The sequence below is a fragment of the Myroides odoratus genome (genome assembly GCF_001549985.1).
GTDB lineage: Bacteria > Bacteroidota > Bacteroidia > Flavobacteriales > Flavobacteriaceae > Flavobacterium > Flavobacterium odoratum_A.
The window spans coordinates 112,462-130,583 of record NZ_LROZ01000003.1 but is presented as its reverse complement, the minus strand read 5'-3'; the positions used below and the strand labels follow the sequence as shown (position 1 = coordinate 130,583).

Here is an 18,122-nt window from a genome sequence, read left to right as displayed (position 1 = left end):
CAACTAATACGATTACCACAGTCCATACATTGGCTGTGGTAATTTCGCTTTAAAATTACACGATTATTTTATGACTAAAATATTTTCTAAAAACCTCAAGGTTTTTACGTTGCGTTTCTTACTCATTTTTGCTTTCTATCAATTGTGTAGACTGGGATTTTATTGGTATAACAACCATTTATTAGATCCTTTTGATGCTAAAGTCATTTGGGGTGGTATTCGCTTTGATCTCGCCGCTTTGGGCTTTATTAATCTTGCTTTTGCACTTTTACATCTTTGGCCAGGTAAGTTTCAAACCAAAAAGGGGTATCAGACGTTTTTATTTTACAGTTTTTACCTTGTCAATATTTTTATTCTATGCTTAAATTTCGTGGATTATGAATACTTCCGTTTTATTGGCAGACGCAGTTCATATGCCTTTATCACGGCTTCTGGTATGGAAAACGAATTGCCTGGTTTGCTAAAAAATTTCATTGTAGATTATTGGTGGATTCCGCTTTTCATGTTGGGTTCTTTTGTTTTTTTCTGGCTGATATACAGAAAAATAGACTACAAAATACACGATTCACGTTTTAACTTTCCACAAGTTCTTACCCTCGTTTTAGTTTTGGGCGTTTTACTTCTATTAGGGCGTGGTGGATTCCAACCCAAACCCATTCGCTTAGTTGATGCAGCAGGATATGGAGGAATGAAAAATACCGCCTTGGTATTAAACACCCCATTCTCTGTCTTGAAAACGATGGGAAAAAAAGAGACTTTACCCGATTATAATTTTTACAGTGAGGAAGAATTACTTTCTATTTTTAATCCTGTACAGGTATTTCAATATGACTCCATCAACAAAAAGAATGTTGTTTTATTAATTGTCGAAAGCTTTGGGCGCGAAAACATGCACAGAGGCTTAACTCCTTTTATGGATTCTTTGGCTCAAAATAGCTATTTTTTTGAAAATGGATTTGCTAATGGAAAAGTTTCAATTGATGCTGTTCCTTCCTCTATTTCAAGTGTGCCTAGCTTAATGGATCGCACGTATATTACGTCAAGTTATGCTTTAAATGACATTTATCCTCTACCAAAAATCCTCAATGACCAAGGCTATCACACTGCTTTTTTCCATGGAGCATTTAACGGAAGTCAAAACTTTGACCAATACTCAACAGTCGCTGGTTTTAAAGAATATTATGGAAAAAATGAATACGAAGGACCCGAAGCTTTTGATGGTTCTTGGGGGATTTTTGATGAAGAATTCTTGCAATTTTTCGCTCAAAAACTAGATGGGTTCCAAACTCCATTTTTCTCTACGCTATTTACCATTTCTTCACATAATCCCTATACTATTCCAGAGCGATACAAAGGAAAATTTCCTAAAGGCACTGCCGCAATACACGAATCAATTGCCTATGCAGATTACGCCCTGCAACAATTTTTTAAAACAGCAAAAACCAAAGCTTGGTATAACAATACTCTTTTTATTGTTGTAGCCGATCACACCTCTTCAGATGCACAGGAAGAAAAATGGAAAACCAATGTAGGTAAATTTAGAATTCCGATTTTATTCTTTGCCCCTGGAGATGAGCGTATACCAGTAGCAAAAATCGAACGTAACTTTCAGCAAATTGACATCCTTCCAAGTTTAATGGATTATTTGCAAATCAATACAGAAGTAGTTTCTTTTGGTAAATCTTATCAGTCCGATCGTGACTTTGCCATCAGTTATTTAAACAATATTTACAACTATGAGGAAGGAGATTACTACCTTGCCTTTGATGGAACCAAAAGTTTAGGCCTTTACAATTGGAAAATTGATCCTGAATTAAAAGACAATCTGCTTACCAAAAACCCTGAAAAAGTAAAAGAAATGGAACGTTTCTTAAAAGCTTATATACAAACTTTTAATTCACGAGTAAAAAACAATCAACTAATTGTTAAAAAAAAGCTATAATTTTAGCATCTTTACAACAGTTATCAAACAATTTAAAGTTACAAAATACAGTATACCATGGCTATCAGTGGATTAGTAATTACATTTAATGAAGAAAAAAATATAGGCAAGTGTATTGATGCTTTATTTCAATACTGTGATGAAGTAATCATCATTGATTCGAATAGTACTGACAATACAGTAGCAATTGCTGAAAGTAAAGGAGCACAAGTTCACCTTCAAGCCTTTTTAGGAGATGGACCGCAACGCACCCACGGTTTACAATTCTGTAAACACGATTGGATTATGAATTTAGATGCGGATGAATTTCTAGACGTAGATGCACTGGCTTTTATTCAAAAGAAAGAATATGAGAATAGTCCTTATGATGGCTATAAGTTCCGAGTTAAAAATTTTTTAGGTGATAAATTAATCAATTTCTCAGGTTGGTATCCAGATTCAAAAGTTCGTTTTTTTAATAAGAAAACAGCTGGACCTTCTGCTGATATTACCCATCAATATATTGTGACTACTCATGAGAAAAGTGAGCCTGTACACATTCTTCATTATGGTTGGCAGAATTACAAACAAGTAATTGATAAAAAGAACCAATATTCGACTTGGGCAGCCCAACAATTATTTGAAAAAGGAAAAAAAGTTTCCTCATTCAAACCAGTATTAAATGGTACAGTAGCCTTTGTAAGATGTTATTTTTTCAAAAAAGGAATCTTGAATGGCATAGATGGCTTGGCTTTTGCAATAATACAATCATTCTTTTCGTTTATGAAATATGTAAAACTAATTCGTTTACATAAATCCAAAAGCTAAAAGCCTATTTTTTCAGAAAACAAACTAAATTGTGTCAACGTATTTATGAAAAAGAAGATAACTCTTTTAATTCCCACCAAGAATGAAGAGTCAAATATTAGAGCATGCATTTTATCTGCTAAAAATTTAGTGGACGAGGTTTATATTGTAGATTCTTTCAGTACAGACAAAACGACCGAAATCGCACAAGAACTTGGAGCAAAAGTACTTGTAAGAGAATTTGACAATTACTCTGATCAGAAGAATTGGGCAATTGCACAAATGCCGACGGAATGGATTCTCTTACTCGATGCAGATGAACAATTGACTCCAGAATTGAAGCAAGAAATTACAACCTTACAAGAACAGCATACATTAGATACATACGATGCCTATTGGGTATATCGAAAAAACTTCTTTTTCAATCGAGAAATAAACTATTCGGGATATCAAAATGACAAAGTTATTCGTTTGTTTAAAAAAAGCGTTTCCAGTTATACCAATCGAGTTCACGAGTGTTTACAAGTTAATGGTACCCTTGGTTTTTTATCAGCTAAACTGTATCACAACACCTATAGAGGGTTTGATTTTCACATTGCTAAATTGAGTCGATATGCTAGTTTACAAGCCGAAGATTACGACAAGAAAACAGGAAAACTAACGGGATATCATTTCATTTTCAAACCAGGGATGCGCTTTCTCAAGCATTATATCTTAAAACAAGGATTTAGAGATGGTATACCTGGACTAATTCTCTCTTCATTGAATGCATATGCTACGTTTTTACGCTATGTAAAACTCTGGATGTTGCGAAACAACATTAACAATTAGCCTGTTCCATGTCTCGTTATTTTTACTACATTTACCTTTAAACATCAGCTATGAATACACTCAGGTTTATTATGTTCTTTATCGCCTTGTTTAGCATCGTCAGTTGCCGAACAGACATGGATTTTGAACCCAATACTCAACCTTTGCGCTTTTCTGCTGATACGGTATTCTTAGATCCTGTTTTTACAGAAACACAGTCTAGTTCTTATTTGGTAAAAATCTACAATACGAGCAATAAAAACATCAAAATTCCACAATTAACATTAGGTAAAGGAGAGCAGTCTTATTTTAATTTATTGATTGAAGGAGTGTCGGGCAAACAATTTTCCAATGTTGAACTACTCCCTAAAGACAGCTTATACGTTTTTGTTCATACCTTAGGTAAAGCAGATACTCAAACCAAAGATTTTATTTATACCGATCAAATTCGCTTACTCGGGTCGACACAACCACAAAGTATAGCACTTGTAACCCTAATCAAGGATGCTTATTTTTTACATCCTGGAAAAGTGGAGAAACAAGTATTACACACGGTTCAACTAGACAATCAAACCACGGTTGAAGGGTTTTATTTGGGTGATTCTAATGTACATGTTCGAAATACATTAACCCTAGATAACACGAAACCGTATGTAATTTATGGTTATGCTTTTATTCCTGAAAATCAAACCTTAATTCTAAAAAAAGGGACGCAACTCTATTTTCATGAAAATTCTGGAATTATTGGCTTACCAGGCAGTGCAATCCAAGCAGAAGGAACATTAGAGGACCCCATCATCATGCGCAATGATCGTTTGGAACCTGCTTATGACTATACTGCCGGTCAATGGTCAGGAATTCGCTTACAAAACCCAGGTCCAAGTGTGTTGAATCACGTGACCATAACCCATGCTAAAATTGGTTTGTATCTTGAACAAGCAACGGATTTCACGCTACGTAACGTCAAATTATTCAATCACCTATACTCTTCTTTAGTGGCGATAAACTCTCGTGTTCTGGGACAAAATATTGTTGCTGCTAACACGCAAAATTCAGCGGTTGTCCTGCGCAACGGTGGAAATTATGTATTCCAACACTGTACATTTAGCAATACAGGACTCCGTCCCGATCAAACGGCGTTGCTTATTGCCAACAATACCGCAACTCCTTTTGAGCGTTTAACTATCCAAAATAGTATTTTACATGCCTCGATTGCACAAAGTTTTATTCTTCCACTCGAAGAAACAGCAAATATTCGCTTTGAATCAAGTGCATTAAAAGATACCAGTAAACGAAACAACAGTGTTTCTGTTTACAATTATGCCAATGAATCCATGTATTTCAATACGATTCTAATGGATACTCCTTCTTCGGCGTCTATTGATTTTTTCGACCCTAAAAAGAATCTCTTCTACTACTCTAGTCAGATGACACACTTAATTGACAAGGGCGATAAAGAAATTGCACGTAGTATTCCGCGTGATATCGACGGAAAAGACCGTCGTCAGTCAGCCGATTTAGGTGCTTATCAACATATTGAAACTACAAAAGAATAATTTTTTAATTGTCTTTTTTTAGTATATTTTTGCATCTTACAACAACAACTAAAATAATCTTATCGCAATGATTTATTTCTTCGAAAACCCTTCGAAAAAGTTCTACGCTGTTCAGGTGGAGAACGCTTTATCTATTGAAGATATTCAAAAACTAAATTGGCTTTTTGGCAACGCTAAGCACCTAGATCAAAAAGTAATTAACCGTCAATTTATCGGTCCACGTGCGACTATGATTACGCCTTGGAGTACCAATGCGGTTGAAATCACGCAAAACATGGGGATTAATGGAATTATTCGCATTGAAGAATTTTTAGAGGCTAACCAAGAAGCATTTGATCCGATGTTATCACAAGTGTTTGAATTGTTAGATCAAGATATTTTTGCGATTAACATTCAACCTGAGCCAATCATTTACATTGAAGATATTGCGAAATACAATCAAGAAGAAGGATTAGCACTAAACGAAGAAGAGATTACCTATTTAGAAAACTTAGCTCAAAAAATAGGACGCAAACTAACGGATTCGGAGGTTTTCGGTTTCTCACAAGTAAATTCTGAGCATTGTCGTCATAAGATATTTAATGGAACATTTGTAATTGATGGAGAAGAAAAACCAACTTCTTTATTCAAATTAATCAAGAAGACTTCAGAGACTCATCCAAACGATATTGTTTCTGCTTATAAAGATAATGTGGCTTTTGTAAAAGGACCACGTGTGACTCAGTTTGCTCCTCTATCAGCGGACAAACCCGATTTTTATGCAGAAAAAGAATTTGATTCTGTTATTTCATTAAAAGCAGAAACGCATAACTTCCCTACAACGGTAGAGCCATTCAATGGTGCAGCTACAGGTTCTGGAGGAGAAATTCGCGACCGTTTAGCAGGAGGACAAGGATCATTGCCTTTAGCGGGTACTGCGATTTACATGACTTCTTATTCTCGTTTAGAAGAAAACCGTCCTTGGGAAAAAGCCATGGATGAAAGAGCTTGGTTATACCAAACTCCAATTGATATTTTAATCAAAGCTTCTAATGGAGCTTCTGATTTTGGAAATAAATTCGGACAACCGTTAATTACGGGGTCTATTTTAACTTTCGAGCACGAAGAAGACGCACGCAAACTTGGTTTTGATAAAGTGATTATGCAAGCGGGTGGTATCGGATACGGAAAGTTAGATCAAGCCAAAAAACACAAACCTGAACAAGGAGATCAAGTAGTTATCTTAGGGGGTGAAAACTACCGCATTGGTATGGGAGGAGCAGCAGTTTCTTCTGCAAATACGGGAGCTTTCGGATCTGGAATTGAATTGAATGCGATTCAACGTTCAAACCCTGAAATGCAAAAACGTGCAGCGAACGCGATTCGCGGTTTAGTTGAAGCGGACCACAACCCTATTGTATCGATTCACGATCACGGTGCAGGTGGACACTTAAACTGTTTATCTGAATTAGTAGAAGAAACAGGAGGACATATCAATTTAGATCAGCTGCCTATTGGAGATCCAACGCTTTCTGCTAAAGAAACAATCGGAAATGAATCTCAAGAAAGAATGGGATTGGTGATTGGTAAAAAAGATATGGATACGTTAGAGCGCATTGCAGAAAGAGAACGTGCACCTATGTATACAGTTGGTGAAATCACTAACGATCATCGCTTTACGATTGAATCTGCAAAAACAGGAGCTAAACCAATGGATTTTGCCATTGAAGAGATGTTTGGTAGTTCTCCAAAAACAATTATGGCAGATCAAACGATCGAGCGCATCTATGCTGATTTAGATTATGCTGTTGAAAATGTGGATACCTATTTAAATCAATTATTACAACTAGAGGCTGTTGCTTCTAAAGATTGGTTAACAAATAAAGTGGATCGTTGTGTGGGTGGTCGTGTGGCTAAACAACAATGTACAGGTCCTTTACAATTACCGTTGAATAACTTAGGAGCTATGGCTCTTGATTATAAAGGAAAAGAAGGAATTGCTACAACAGTAGGACATGCTCCTGTTGTTGCTTTAGTTGATCCTACTGCAGGAAGTAGAAATGCGATTGCAGAAGCGTTATCTAATATTGTTTGGGCTCCATTAAAAGACCAAATGAAAGGGATTTCTTTATCTGCAAACTGGATGTGGGCTTGTAATAACCCAGGAGAAGATGCTCGTTTATACGAAGCTGTACAAGCTTGTTCAGATTTCGCTATTGAATTAGGAATCAACATCCCAACAGGGAAAGACTCCTTATCCATGAAGCAAAAATACCCTAATGACGAGGTAATTGCTCCTGGAACAGTGATTATTTCTGCTGCGGCAAACTGCACGGATATTACGAAAATTGTTGAGCCAACATTAAAGAAAAATGCAGGTTCTATCTACTATATCCGTTTATCACAAGATAGTTTTAAATTAGGAGGTTCATCATTTGCTCAGATTTTAAATAAAATTGGACACGAAGTACCTACAATTCAAGATGCTGCTTACTTCAAAAAAGCATTCAATGCTGTTCAAACTCTAGTAGAAGACAACCAAATTGCTGCAGGTCATGATATTGGAAGTGGTGGATTAATCACTACACTTTTAGAAATGACGTTTGCTGATATCAACTTAGGAGCACGTTATGACTTAACTGCTTTAAATGAAAAAGATACAGTAAAAGTTCTTTTCAATGAAAATATTGGTTTAGTGATTCAAGCGAAAAACGACGAAACGTTCGAAAAAGCAATGAACACAGCAGGTGTTGAAGCAACTAAAATCGGAACGGTTATAGCGGAAGAGACCGTATCCTTCCAAAACGGAAATGACAGCTTTAACTATAGTGTTCCTGCAATCCGCGATACGTGGTATAAAACGTCGTATTTATTGGATCAAAAACAAACCAAAAACAACAAAGCAACTGAACGCTTTAACAACTATAAAAACCAGCCGTTACAATTTGCTTTCCCATCGCAATTTGATGGAAAGAAACCAGCTATCGATGCGTCTAAACCACGCCCAAAAGCAGCGATTATCCGCGAAAAAGGAAGTAACTCTGAAAGAGAAGTTGCCAACGCTATGTTCTTAGCTGGATTTGATGTGAAAGACGTTCACATGACGGATTTAATTTCAGGTCGCGAAACATTAGAAGATATTCAATTCATCGGAGCTGTTGGAGGTTTCTCTAACTCTGACGTATTAGGATCGGCAAAAGGATGGGCTGGTGCGTTCATGTACAATGAAAAAGCAAATACAGCACTGAAAAACTTCTTTGCTCGTCAAGATACCTTATCCGTAGGTATTTGTAATGGTTGTCAATTGTTTATGGAATTGGAGTTAATTAATCCAGAACATGCTGTTCATGGAAAAATGTTACACAATGATTCTCAAAAACACGAAAGTAACTTTACTTCCGTTACCATTCAAGAGAATAACTCAATCATGTTATCTACCTTAGCCGGTAGTACCTTAGGGGTTTGGATTTCACATGGTGAAGGTAAATTCAACTTACCAGAAGCAGAAAGCAACTATAATATTGTAGCAAAATACGCTTACGATAGCTATCCTGCAAATCCAAATGGTTCCGATTACAATACAGCAATGATGTGTGACAATACAGGACGTCACTTGGTTATGATGCCTCATATTGAGCGTTCATTATTCCAATGGCATTGGGCGAATTACCCAGAAGGACGCAAAGACGAAGTTTCTCCTTGGATGGAAGCTTTCGTTAATGCACGTCAATGGATTGAAGCAAATCAAACAAAATAATACTATACAAAAAAAAGCCTTCGTAACCGAAGGCTTTTTTTATGGTTCTTAACAGTAATTAGCAATCAATCAAGCGCTTTAATCAAAAAAAAGGTGTAGTTTTATAGGAAAGGCAGGAATATACTAGCCTTGATTCAACCAAAAAGTGCAATAAATTATAGTATTATGAAATTAAGACCTATTCGTACGGAAGAAGATTACCACATGGCTATGATCAAAGTACAACTATTAGAAAGTAGTCCACAAAATAAAGATACTGTAGATGAACTAGAGGTATTACAAATTCTAATTGAGAAATATGAGCGTGACAATGCTCCCATGGGTATGCCTGATCCTATTGACAGTATCAAAATTTACAATCAATATTTCTCAGACGAGAAAGAAGAATAAACAAAAAAACCAACTGAAATTCCAGTTGGTTTTTTGTTTATTTATCTAATTGATTCTTCACCGCACGAACTCCCCCTCCATTGTATACATGTTGATAGCCCAACTGTTCTAATACTCTTTTTGCTTGCTGGCTTCGCATACCGCTTCTGCAAAAGACAATTAAAGGCGTTTCTTGGCTATATCTACCACTTTTAGCGACCAACTGATCTAAAGGGATATTTACTGCTTTATTTACACTGCCACTAAGGTATTCTCCTTGGGTGCGTACGTCAATCAATATAGCACCTTCTTGCACTAGTGTTGCTAAAGAAGGTTTTGCTTCGGCTGAACCAAATATGTTTTTTAACCACTGTAACATGTTATTCTATTTTGTAAGCGAAGATAAACTCCCTCTTGCAATCCTACAGTAACTTAGGTTACACCATTCGTTATTCGTAGGCGCTTACTTTAAAAAACACATGCAGCTCTTCGTAGCAGTCGTGCGTCAAAGTGACATCGCGAACAAAACTCACAAAGTCCATTTTAAAATCATAACGGGCGTGGGATGTTTTGAGCACATAGTCTGACAAAGCCTGAGCAAAGACTTTCTGTTGGTTGGCATCTGCATGATCGTAGCTCGTTTTGAGTAACACACAATCAATGGTTTTTGTTGGGCTATCGCTCAGAAATATTCCCTCCATTAGTTGTTCCAACTGCACTTGCCAGTGGGATTGGTTTTGCATATTGTTCAATGTCAAGGCAAACCAAGTACTATATTCTTGATAGAAATCAGCAAATTTCTTACTGTGATGGGAAATGCGCTTATCAAAGGCTTGCATATCCCTCATAATCGTTGAGAAAAGTTGATAAGCAATGGGTTTATCAATATTGACCGTGATAAAATCGTTAACGGGTTCAAAGGCAATCGCCAATGTATCTAATATTTTCTTAATCTTTACTCCTTCTAGTGTTTTGCGTTTTCCCGCTACAGCCTTAAAGGTTTGTTGCATAATTTCCTCTACATATTCGACGGTATACTCTCTTTTTTCTTGAGAAAAAGTAACGATAAACTGCTGCTCTAAGGTTTTGTTTTTCTTAAAAATATCAATCAACCATTGCGCTAATATTTCTTTACTTTGTTCTAACACTAGCGCTTCACTAACGGATTGTTTCGCCTTTGTTCTTCTTTTTTTGACCACTTGCGTTGGAGCTACTTTCAATCCTTTTTCAGTGATTTGCAGTAATACAGCTCCTTGATGGACACAAATGTTTTGCGTCGATCCACAATCACAAGTCATGCGTTGAACACTTTGTTCATTTAACACAATATGGACATCATAAGTTTCTTCTGCTTCATCGACAAACGCAACAAAATTCCCTGGTTCCTCTTCATCTAATTCGCGCACTTGCACAGCTTTTATTTGGGCTTTTTCCTTTGCTGTTAACTGCTTCAGTAGTTCTTGTATTTTCATTTGCTTTGTTGTTTATCTAACGCCTTTGCTACTATTTCAATAAGCTCATCCCTAGTCATACATTGATTGAAATACGCTTCTAAAGAGCCTTCGTTGGTAATTTCTCCAAAAAAAACTTCATGATCAGTGCCAAACACCGTTGGATTTTCTTTTTCAGGATCATCTAAACTAATATACAATTGATCTGGGAATCCATAGCTGTAAAACAACTGCAAAAAATCTCCTCTTTGCTTACCAGTTACTTTCTCAATCTCACTTAAATCCACCAAGGTATAATCATCAAAATAACCATCATACCAATTGTTATAATCAGTAGTTCCCTCTTTAAATGGGGTGAAAAGTACCGGTTGCCAAAAAGTCTGTCCATGACTTTCCTCCGTCAGCGTGTAAAACTGGTCCTTTATTTTTTGATAAAGCGCTTCTCGGTTGGTATCCACAAGTTCTTGATGTTCTTCAATGAATTCACCTAATCCCCAAATAGGTTCTTCTTCCTCCGCTTTAGCCCAAGGCGTATCAATGGGTCTTTTATACAACACTGTATTGAAGGTAATAGACAGCAAATCCTCTAGTATTGTTTGTCCTTTTACTTGACTAACATCACCTCCTAATTGACTAATTCGATCTAAAATTTCTTTTTTCATGCTACAATTTTTCTTGCCTTTGTGACAACACTTGAATGACTTCCTCTAATTGTGTAGCTAAATCAACAGCATCTTGATAAATAATTTGATAATCACTTAATCCAGCTAATGTTGTAGAGTGTTCTGCACTTTGTTTTCTCAAATATACAACCGGTTTCTTTAACGCTTTAGCATAGCCTGCTTCTATGCCTATACCAATGCCTTTATCTGTAGTCTCTGCAAGTAAAAATGCACTATTTTCAATGTCTTGCATCGCCTGTTGCATCATTTCTTTTTCTTGTTGCGCTGTAAATGTATAGTGTTCTACAAATACCCACGGTTGATACTCATATGCCAACAAAACGCTTTTTATCGTTTTTAATTCTTCAACTAAAAGTTTTCTCAAAGCAAAACTACAAGAGATATAAACTTGACTGTTCATGGTTTGGTCCAATTTATTTTAATATCTGCGTGATTTTATTTTAAACGCAACTATCGCAAAGTTAATTCTTTTCGGGGGTTTACAGTAAACGATTCACTGTATACAGTTTTAATTCTCTTCACATAGAATAATACCTCTGTCAACCGTTAACAGTAAACTGTTTACTAAAAAACCCCAACGATCCGTTTGGGAAAGTTGGGGCTTAAATTATCACAATATCATCATCTTATTATAATCAATGCTATATTTTTATTTTTAAACATTACTTTTTTATTTAATATGCTCAATATATTCACCATTTACCTTTATTCTATTACTATTTTCAACTTCTAAATTATTTCGATAAATAAAAAACAAATTATTTGAAACACACTGAAGAAAACTCAATTTGTCTTCTTCTGAACATATTAAAAAATCATACAATTCTTTCAATTCTTCAAACATATCTTTATTTTTTTCTCCTATAACTATCGTTTCATTCTTTTGGCTTATTAATAAATATGCTCGTAATGGTTTTAATGTAACTCTAAAAAAATAAATATCTATTCCTTCAATATTAGAACGTATAGGTTCAATATAAATCAGCATATCCAATTGCTCTTTATTCTCCCAATCAAGTCTATTATTGTATTGATTTCCTTTATAAATAAATGCATAAATCGTCTCCTTAACTTTAGAATCAATATTTTGAGCTCTCATGTTAATAATTGAACATAAGCATAATAAAAATATAATTTTCTTCATATTATTTCTTATTTGAAATTTGAAAATAGAACATTTCCGAAAATTGTCGTGGCCTTCTTTCTATCTCTCTTTCGCTACTATTAGGAAACAAAGTACTTGAAGATTTTTTGTCTAATGTATGCATGAATTCATGCCCTAAGGTTCCTGTCATATTTTGGGTTTTACTAATTTTTCCACTATGTATTACTCCCCCATTATCAGGTCGAGTTACTTCCCAACCATCTCCATATTTCAAATTTAAATCATCAATAATTCCTTTATAAATAGTGATTTTGGATTCCAATATTGTTTTTCCATCCTTGGATCCACTAAATTAATCGGGTTGTTGTGTACATAATGATACGGATTCCAAGCAGGGAACTGCTCATATAACGGATCCACACTCAAAAATATACTCGCTCCTGGATCGTAATAACGTGCTCCATAATAGTAATAACCCGTTTACCTCCTTCTAGCTATTTTATTTCAAAGGTCTCGGTGAATATATCTAACCTAGTTTATATTTTGTTTGCGTGTTCGATAAATCTCAGCTTCGCTTCAATTTCCACTGCGTTTCGATTTGTGGATCTAACTCTGCACTACGTGCCTTCGTTCAACTAAAGCTACTCGCTTTAGTCTCCGAAATCGTTGAATTTGTACACATTATCGTAATTACTGTTATTGTGTTCCACCATTAGTTATCTCACCAAGTTATTATTTTGTTTGGGTGTTCGATGAATTTTGCTCTTGCTGCGGTTTCTCCTCATGAAGTGCACCGAAGTAATACGTAGGCACTCCATTGATGTCTGTAAGGTAAGAAGAATCCCTCTCATGAAGTCAAAATAAATGCATACAATCTTTTGATTTGCCTTTGACTGTTTTCTTCTTTGTAGTAGCAGTCTTTAGTCCAAAGTAAAAAAGTAGTCTTTGTAAAAACACTATTGTTTATCCTCACTGTCTTAGCATTCGACTCACTGCGCTCCTCTTTACTACTCCACTGACGATAAACTACTTTTTAAAATATACGCTACAACTGTTTACTTTTATTGCGATAGATTACGTACTGCAAAACACTTTTTAAATCAATTGTATGCTTTTAAATTGCATATTACGTTAGTATTCTTTGCTATTATAGCAAACAAAGGACTAAAACCCAACTACTACTTTTACTACACCACTGTTGCTTTTTTGTAGTCTTCGGCTGTACTTTACCTTTTGAAACACTTTACCATTGTCGTTTAAAATGTCGATGCCTTTTTTAATAGTGTAACGATGGTGGGGTGTTTCTTTTGTAGTGCACAATTGACTACTCTGACAATTCTTAACTCATTTATCTCACTACGTTTACATTTGTTTTGGTGTTCGATGAATCTCAACTGCGTTTCGATTTCTCATAACCAATCCCCCCTAAATAACAAAACCCCAACGATCCGTTTGGGAAGGTTGGGGAAATTTAAAAGTTACTTTCTTCTAAAGAATCTATAAAAAATAATATACAATACAGCAATGATTAATATATTAAAATAAAGATTTTCTCTTATAATTCCATGTTGTATTTCATTTGATGAAACATTAAACTGATAATATACAACTGGAAAACCAATTGATAAACCATGATTAAAAGGCGGGAATTTTATAAAAAAACTCATAATAAAAGTTATTGTAAAATATAGTCCTCCTATAAGTATTAAAAACAATATTTTCTTTCTCATTTTTACTTTGGATTAATTGTAGCATTACCATATATGTATCTTTCTTTCAATACATTCCCCCCATTTAAAGACTTTTCATAATTTCCTTTAGTATATAAAAACAAAGGCAAAACTTGTCCTCCTTCTTGAGATCTGAGATAAACTCCAGATGCCGGAAATAAAAAATTTCTATATGTTTTATCAAAGTTACCTTTCGTAGAATAAGTTCCTCCTGCACCACCTGCAATACCTGCTGTATATTTTACATTTGTATTCTCTATAAACTTTTCTGCCCAACTTGCTGTATTACAACCATAAAATGCAGCAACGCTTGCCGATGAATCAAAATTGTAATCAATGTTAGCCCAATTTGATAATGACATTTGTCCTTTATCAAATTCACTTCCTGTCAATCTACTTAAATCTAATGCATTAGTTGATTGATATTCACCTTTAGGTCCATCAACCCCACTATGGCCAAAAACACTAAATTCAACTGTACTACCATATCCTTCTTTCTTAGCATTTTCAATACCACTTTCAACATTCTTTTTTAAATTTCCTAAATTAGGATCTGTAATGTATATTAATTTATCTAATGGATTAGATTTTTCAATTTGTTTTTTTCTATGATCTGCGGCATCATTAATATCTGCACCACCACCTAAATTAAGCACGATTCTAACATTACCACGTGGATTTCCCTCTCCTGATTGTTCCGCACTCATACCCGTCGGATCAATCAAATTAATTGGATTATTGTGTACATAATGATATGGTGTCCATCCTGGAAAATCTTCCGCTAACGGATCCACACTCAAAAATATACTCATTGTAGGATCATAATAACGCGCACCGTAATAGTAGTAACCTGTTTGTGGGTCTATCTCTTTACCATTGAATTTGTACACATTATCATAATTACTATTGTTGTGTTCCACCATCAGTTCACCAAACGGTAGGTAACCATAATAATGTGTAGGTATTCCATTGATGTCTGTAAGGTAAGAAGAACTGCCTAAATGGTCGCTATGGTACCATTGTCCTTCCTTTTACCTTTGCAGTTTTAGTGGGTTTATCTACACTGTATTTCAATGTGCGTCTGTATATGCGCTAACTTTTTGGTGTTTTGCTGTTTATTCAACAACTGCTTCACTTCGTTTTTTGTTTTTTATGTTAAGCTAATCACAAAGTAAATATCGCAATTCTCTTTGGTTTTTCATCTTCCAACTGCTATTTTTTAGTCTTTGCTTATTACCTTTTTTAACTGCGTTTGTTTATGCGCTGATTGCTGTTGTCTCTTTGGGGTGTTTAGTCGTAAGGTTAACTAATAAAAATGTATAACTATGGCTACACTAAAGCTTATTCTTTCTAAATCACAACAACAGCGCAAAGTTGGCAGTAATCAATCGATGATTATGCTTCGCTATACTCACAATAAACAAAGTGTTTTGTTCTCTACTTTTAAAAATATTGATATGCATTATTGGGATACAACTAAACAATGCGCTAAAAAGTCATATGATACTGCCACTACGCTTAATTCGTATTTGCGCCTTTTTAAACAAAAAGTAGAAGACATCGTCAATCAACTACTAAGCGATAATCAATCGCCTATGCCTTTCATTGTTAAACAAAAGTACAATCAACTCAAACTACAAAATGGAAGTCAATCCAATGCGCTTTCTTTTTTTGACTACGCCAAACAATTTATAGCGCAAAGTAAACTACACAAATCTAATGCTACAGTTAAAACCTATGTAACGGTAATCCATAAGCTTCTACAGTATCAAAGCTATGCGAAAGTATCTTTGTGTTGGCATTCGTTCGATATGGCGTTCTACTACGATTTTCTTCACTTTTATACCCATATCCAATCACTGCATACTAATGGTTTTGGTAGGGCTATTAAAATTATCAAAATCATTCTCAACAATGCTTTGGAGCACAATATCCACAACTGTACTGCTTATAAAAGCAAAAAGTTTAAGGTATTAAAGGAAGAAGTCAACAACATTTATTTAAGTGAAGACGAACTACAGCAAATGATACAATTGGATTTATCCGATAATACTACAATGCAATTAGTTCGCGATTGTTTTATTATCGCATGCTATACAGGTTTGCGCTTTAGCGATATTGCAAAAGTCAAAAGGGAAAACATTAGCGATAACACCCTTACTATTAAAACGCAAAAAACACTACAATGGGTTAATATTCCTCTACTGCCTATTGTTTTGCAAATCCTCAATCGCTATCAGTCTACGCCTAATGGTTTTCCTACGGTTTGTTGTAGTCTAACGATGAATAAATACCTTAAAATAATTGGGCAATTGGCTAACTTAAACGACAATGTTATCCTTATTCGCTCTAAGGGTAAGCAAAGAGTCGAACAATGTTTACCTAAATATCAATTGATCTCTACTCACACAGCACGTCGCTCTTTTGCTACTAATCTGTTTAAAAAAGGCGTCCCTTCACGCGTTATTATGTCGATAACAGGACATCAAACCGAACAGTCGTTCAATAGTTACATCAAAATTAATGGCAATGAAAACGCTCAACTGTTGTTGTCCTATCTCAATAAACTAAAATAAGGGTAGTGTTTGCTACCCTTATCTTTTTTGCTTATTTGGTCTATGATGTTATTTACTTTTGTTGTTTTGCTTATTCTGCTTTGCTATTATTTTAGCTCTGCGCTGTTCCAACTCCATTGTTTCTCTTTGCTCTATTAATCGCACTTCCATTGGGGAGAGTACTTTGTCCTTTATAATCTGCTTTTGTTTTAGTCTATCAACTTCTCTTTGTATTTGCTGTGGTGTTGGTAGTAAATTCCCACGTTTATTAAGCTTTTTTTCTGCTTTAATTCTAAGTTGGACTTCTGCATACGACGTTATTCCCTTATACTGCTTATTTACTTCATCATACGTTTGCTCTACAAATGTCTGTGTTATAATTGGCGGTAAGTCGTCAATCTGTTTTTGTATTGGTGTTAAGTCGTCTATCGTTTTTTGTAGTAGTGGTAATTCTTCTTCTATGATATTATCACTGTCTCTTTCAAAGCGTTTCGTTCTTATTGTTCTCTGACTTCCATTATGACTCCTATTGTAGTAGTAGGAATCCAAAAATCCTTCTTCATTCAATATGGTTGTCCAATTACTTATACTACTTTCACAACTGCCTAATCGCTTTGAAGCGTATTCACGCATTGATTGATAACCGTCCTTTGTTTCCCTAAAAGTATTAAACTCTCCCCAAAGTAGCTTTGCTCCTCCTACTAAGTCACTGTTGTATATTTCAAAAGGCAGTAGTATTGCTCTGCGATCTCTTTCTGCTTTGGTGGGTTTACTTTGTTGCTCTTCTTCTAATTGTGTTAATTTCTCTTCTACTATAGTCAACTGTCCTTTTTTAAGTCGAACTAAATACCCTAACTCACACATTTTCTTTCTGCTATTTTGAACGGTGTTCTCTTTTATATTCAAAATAGCTCCAATCTCTTTATTAGTTAAATGCGTAATTTGCCCTTTTTAACTATAGCTATAATGCAGTCCATAAATCAGTTTATTGTTAAAATTCAACTCCTTAGTACTAATTATTAATATAGCCGATGGAATCTTTATATTAGTTTGTCTATTTATTTTTATCTCCATTTTTTAGTCTACTTTTCGCAGTTGTCTACTATTAGTTTTACAAATCTACAAAAAAGAAAAACATGTTTTATGCATTTGCAAAACACAATTCTTATACTCACAAAACATGTTTTATGCACTCATATATAATAAACAATTTAATAAAAGCAATTAAGTAAAAAAAAGATAATAATTGGTTTTGGTTTATCACTTTTTAAAAAAAAGTAATCAAAAAGCTACATTGAGACTTCACTGCGTTGCGTCTCTGTTTCATTTTCGCAAATAATAGGCTACAATAGAAGATAGCTTCTCTTTTGTAGTAAATAGCAATTGATTTGCTTTTATA

General features: G+C 34.9%; 15 protein-coding genes and 1 pseudogene. 7 read left to right on the top strand and 9 right to left on the bottom strand.

The genetic code is table 11. From position 1 onward, the window contains the following. Nucleotides 1–70 precede the first annotated feature (70 nt). From AWV75_RS05085 to AWV75_RS05060, 6 genes are all read left to right on the top strand, one after another. On the top strand, nt 71–1,942 hold the full coding sequence (locus tag AWV75_RS05085) for an LTA synthase family protein (protein ID WP_060873351.1): 1,872 nt from the start codon (nt 71–73) through the stop codon (nt 1,940–1,942). Between the two features lie 57 nt (nt 1,943–1,999). Continuing rightward, nucleotides 2,000–2,749, top strand: coding sequence for a glycosyltransferase family 2 protein (locus AWV75_RS05080; protein WP_060873350.1), 750 nt, complete (start codon nt 2,000–2,002; stop codon nt 2,747–2,749). 45 nt (nt 2,750–2,794) lie between these two features. Next, entirely contained in the window at nt 2,795–3,559 is a 765-nt protein-coding gene (locus AWV75_RS05075; protein WP_060873349.1) for a glycosyltransferase family 2 protein, read from the top strand. Between the two features lie 50 nt (nt 3,560–3,609). After that, complete coding sequence (locus AWV75_RS05070; protein ID WP_060873348.1) at nt 3,610–5,094, top strand: hypothetical protein; 1,485 nt, start codon at nt 3,610–3,612, stop codon at nt 5,092–5,094. A 67-nt stretch (nt 5,095–5,161) separates the two neighbouring features. Beyond that, the gene (purL, locus tag AWV75_RS05065) at nt 5,162–8,830 is read left to right on the top strand and encodes a phosphoribosylformylglycinamidine synthase (RefSeq protein WP_060873347.1); all 3,669 of its coding nucleotides are present in this window, start codon (nt 5,162–5,164) and stop codon (nt 8,828–8,830) included. Nucleotides 8,831–8,995: 165 nt separating this feature from the next. Continuing rightward, nucleotides 8,996–9,220, top strand: coding sequence for a hypothetical protein (locus AWV75_RS05060; protein WP_002985766.1), 225 nt, complete (start codon nt 8,996–8,998; stop codon nt 9,218–9,220). 37 nt (nt 9,221–9,257) lie between these two features. Here the strand turns inward: AWV75_RS05060 and AWV75_RS05055 are convergent, their stop codons facing one another. From AWV75_RS05055 to AWV75_RS19105, 8 genes and pseudogenes are all read right to left on the bottom strand, one after another. Further along, nucleotides 9,258–9,578, bottom strand: a complete 321-nt coding sequence (locus AWV75_RS05055) for a rhodanese-like domain-containing protein (RefSeq protein WP_060873346.1) — start codon at nt 9,576–9,578, stop codon at nt 9,258–9,260. Between the two features lie 70 nt (nt 9,579–9,648). Continuing rightward, on the bottom strand, nt 9,649–10,671 hold the full coding sequence (locus AWV75_RS05050) for a hypothetical protein (RefSeq protein WP_060873345.1): 1,023 nt from the start codon (nt 10,669–10,671) through the stop codon (nt 9,649–9,651). Further along, a complete protein-coding gene (locus AWV75_RS05045; RefSeq protein ID WP_060873344.1) occupies nt 10,668–11,312 on the bottom strand; it encodes a hypothetical protein in 645 nt (214 codons plus the stop codon). Before AWV75_RS05045 ends, AWV75_RS05050 begins: the two co-directional genes overlap by 4 nt. A gap of 1 nt (nt 11,313) precedes the next feature. Beyond that, nucleotides 11,314–11,733: a nucleoside 2-deoxyribosyltransferase gene (locus tag AWV75_RS05040; protein WP_060873343.1), complete on the bottom strand. Its 420-nt coding sequence runs from the start codon at nt 11,731–11,733 to the stop codon at nt 11,314–11,316. Nucleotides 11,734–12,003: 270 nt separating this feature from the next. Continuing rightward, nucleotides 12,004–12,477 (bottom strand): hypothetical protein, encoded by a 474-nt coding sequence (locus tag AWV75_RS05035; RefSeq protein ID WP_060873342.1) that lies wholly within the window; start codon nt 12,475–12,477, stop codon nt 12,004–12,006. A 1-nt stretch (nt 12,478) separates the two neighbouring features. Continuing rightward, nucleotides 12,479–12,760, bottom strand: a complete 282-nt coding sequence (locus tag AWV75_RS05030) for a hypothetical protein (RefSeq protein WP_060873341.1) — start codon at nt 12,758–12,760, stop codon at nt 12,479–12,481. Between the two features lie 17 nt (nt 12,761–12,777). Continuing rightward, nucleotides 12,778–12,918: pseudogene (locus AWV75_RS18680) on the bottom strand (RHS repeat-associated core domain-containing protein); the annotation flags it as partial. A gap of 1,252 nt (nt 12,919–14,170) precedes the next feature. Continuing rightward, nucleotides 14,171–15,133 carry an RHS repeat domain-containing protein gene (locus AWV75_RS19105; protein WP_262491987.1) on the bottom strand — a complete coding sequence of 321 codons (963 nt, stop codon included), beginning with the start codon at nt 15,131–15,133 and terminating at the stop codon, nt 14,171–14,173. Between the two features lie 360 nt (nt 15,134–15,493). On the opposite strand from AWV75_RS19105, the gene AWV75_RS05020 reads away from it, so the two are divergent. After that, nucleotides 15,494–16,744 carry a site-specific integrase gene (locus AWV75_RS05020; protein WP_060873339.1) on the top strand — a complete coding sequence of 417 codons (1,251 nt, stop codon included), beginning with the start codon at nt 15,494–15,496 and terminating at the stop codon, nt 16,742–16,744. 48 nt (nt 16,745–16,792) lie between these two features. Here the strand turns inward: AWV75_RS05020 and AWV75_RS05015 are convergent, their stop codons facing one another. Further along, nucleotides 16,793–17,629 (bottom strand): hypothetical protein, encoded by an 837-nt coding sequence (locus AWV75_RS05015; RefSeq protein ID WP_060873338.1) that lies wholly within the window; start codon nt 17,627–17,629, stop codon nt 16,793–16,795. Between the last annotated feature and the right edge of the window lie 493 nt (nt 17,630–18,122).

Excerpts from the sequence above, each read along its gene's own strand:
- AWV75_RS05080 (WP_060873350.1), top strand. The coding sequence starts at position 2,000 with ATGGCTATCAGTGGATTAGTAATTACATTTAATGAAGAAAAAAATATA.
- AWV75_RS05045 (WP_060873344.1), bottom strand. The coding sequence starts at position 11,312 with ATGAAAAAAGAAATTTTAGATCGAATTAGTCAATTAGGAGGTGATGTT.
- AWV75_RS05075 (WP_060873349.1), top strand. The coding sequence starts at position 2,795 with ATGAAAAAGAAGATAACTCTTTTAATTCCCACCAAGAATGAAGAGTCA.
- purL (WP_060873347.1), top strand. The coding sequence starts at position 5,162 with ATGATTTATTTCTTCGAAAACCCTTCGAAAAAGTTCTACGCTGTTCAG.
- AWV75_RS05070 (WP_060873348.1), top strand. The coding sequence starts at position 3,610 with ATGAATACACTCAGGTTTATTATGTTCTTTATCGCCTTGTTTAGCATC.
- AWV75_RS05040 (WP_060873343.1), bottom strand. The coding sequence starts at position 11,733 with ATGAACAGTCAAGTTTATATCTCTTGTAGTTTTGCTTTGAGAAAACTT.
- AWV75_RS05020 (WP_060873339.1), top strand. The coding sequence starts at position 15,494 with ATGGCTACACTAAAGCTTATTCTTTCTAAATCACAACAACAGCGCAAA.
- AWV75_RS05085 (WP_060873351.1), top strand. The coding sequence starts at position 71 with ATGACTAAAATATTTTCTAAAAACCTCAAGGTTTTTACGTTGCGTTTC.
- AWV75_RS05060 (WP_002985766.1), top strand. The coding sequence starts at position 8,996 with ATGAAATTAAGACCTATTCGTACGGAAGAAGATTACCACATGGCTATG.
- AWV75_RS05050 (WP_060873345.1), bottom strand. The coding sequence starts at position 10,671 with ATGAAAATACAAGAACTACTGAAGCAGTTAACAGCAAAGGAAAAAGCC.
- AWV75_RS05055 (WP_060873346.1), bottom strand. The coding sequence starts at position 9,578 with ATGTTACAGTGGTTAAAAAACATATTTGGTTCAGCCGAAGCAAAACCT.
- AWV75_RS05035 (WP_060873342.1), bottom strand. The coding sequence starts at position 12,477 with ATGAAGAAAATTATATTTTTATTATGCTTATGTTCAATTATTAACATG.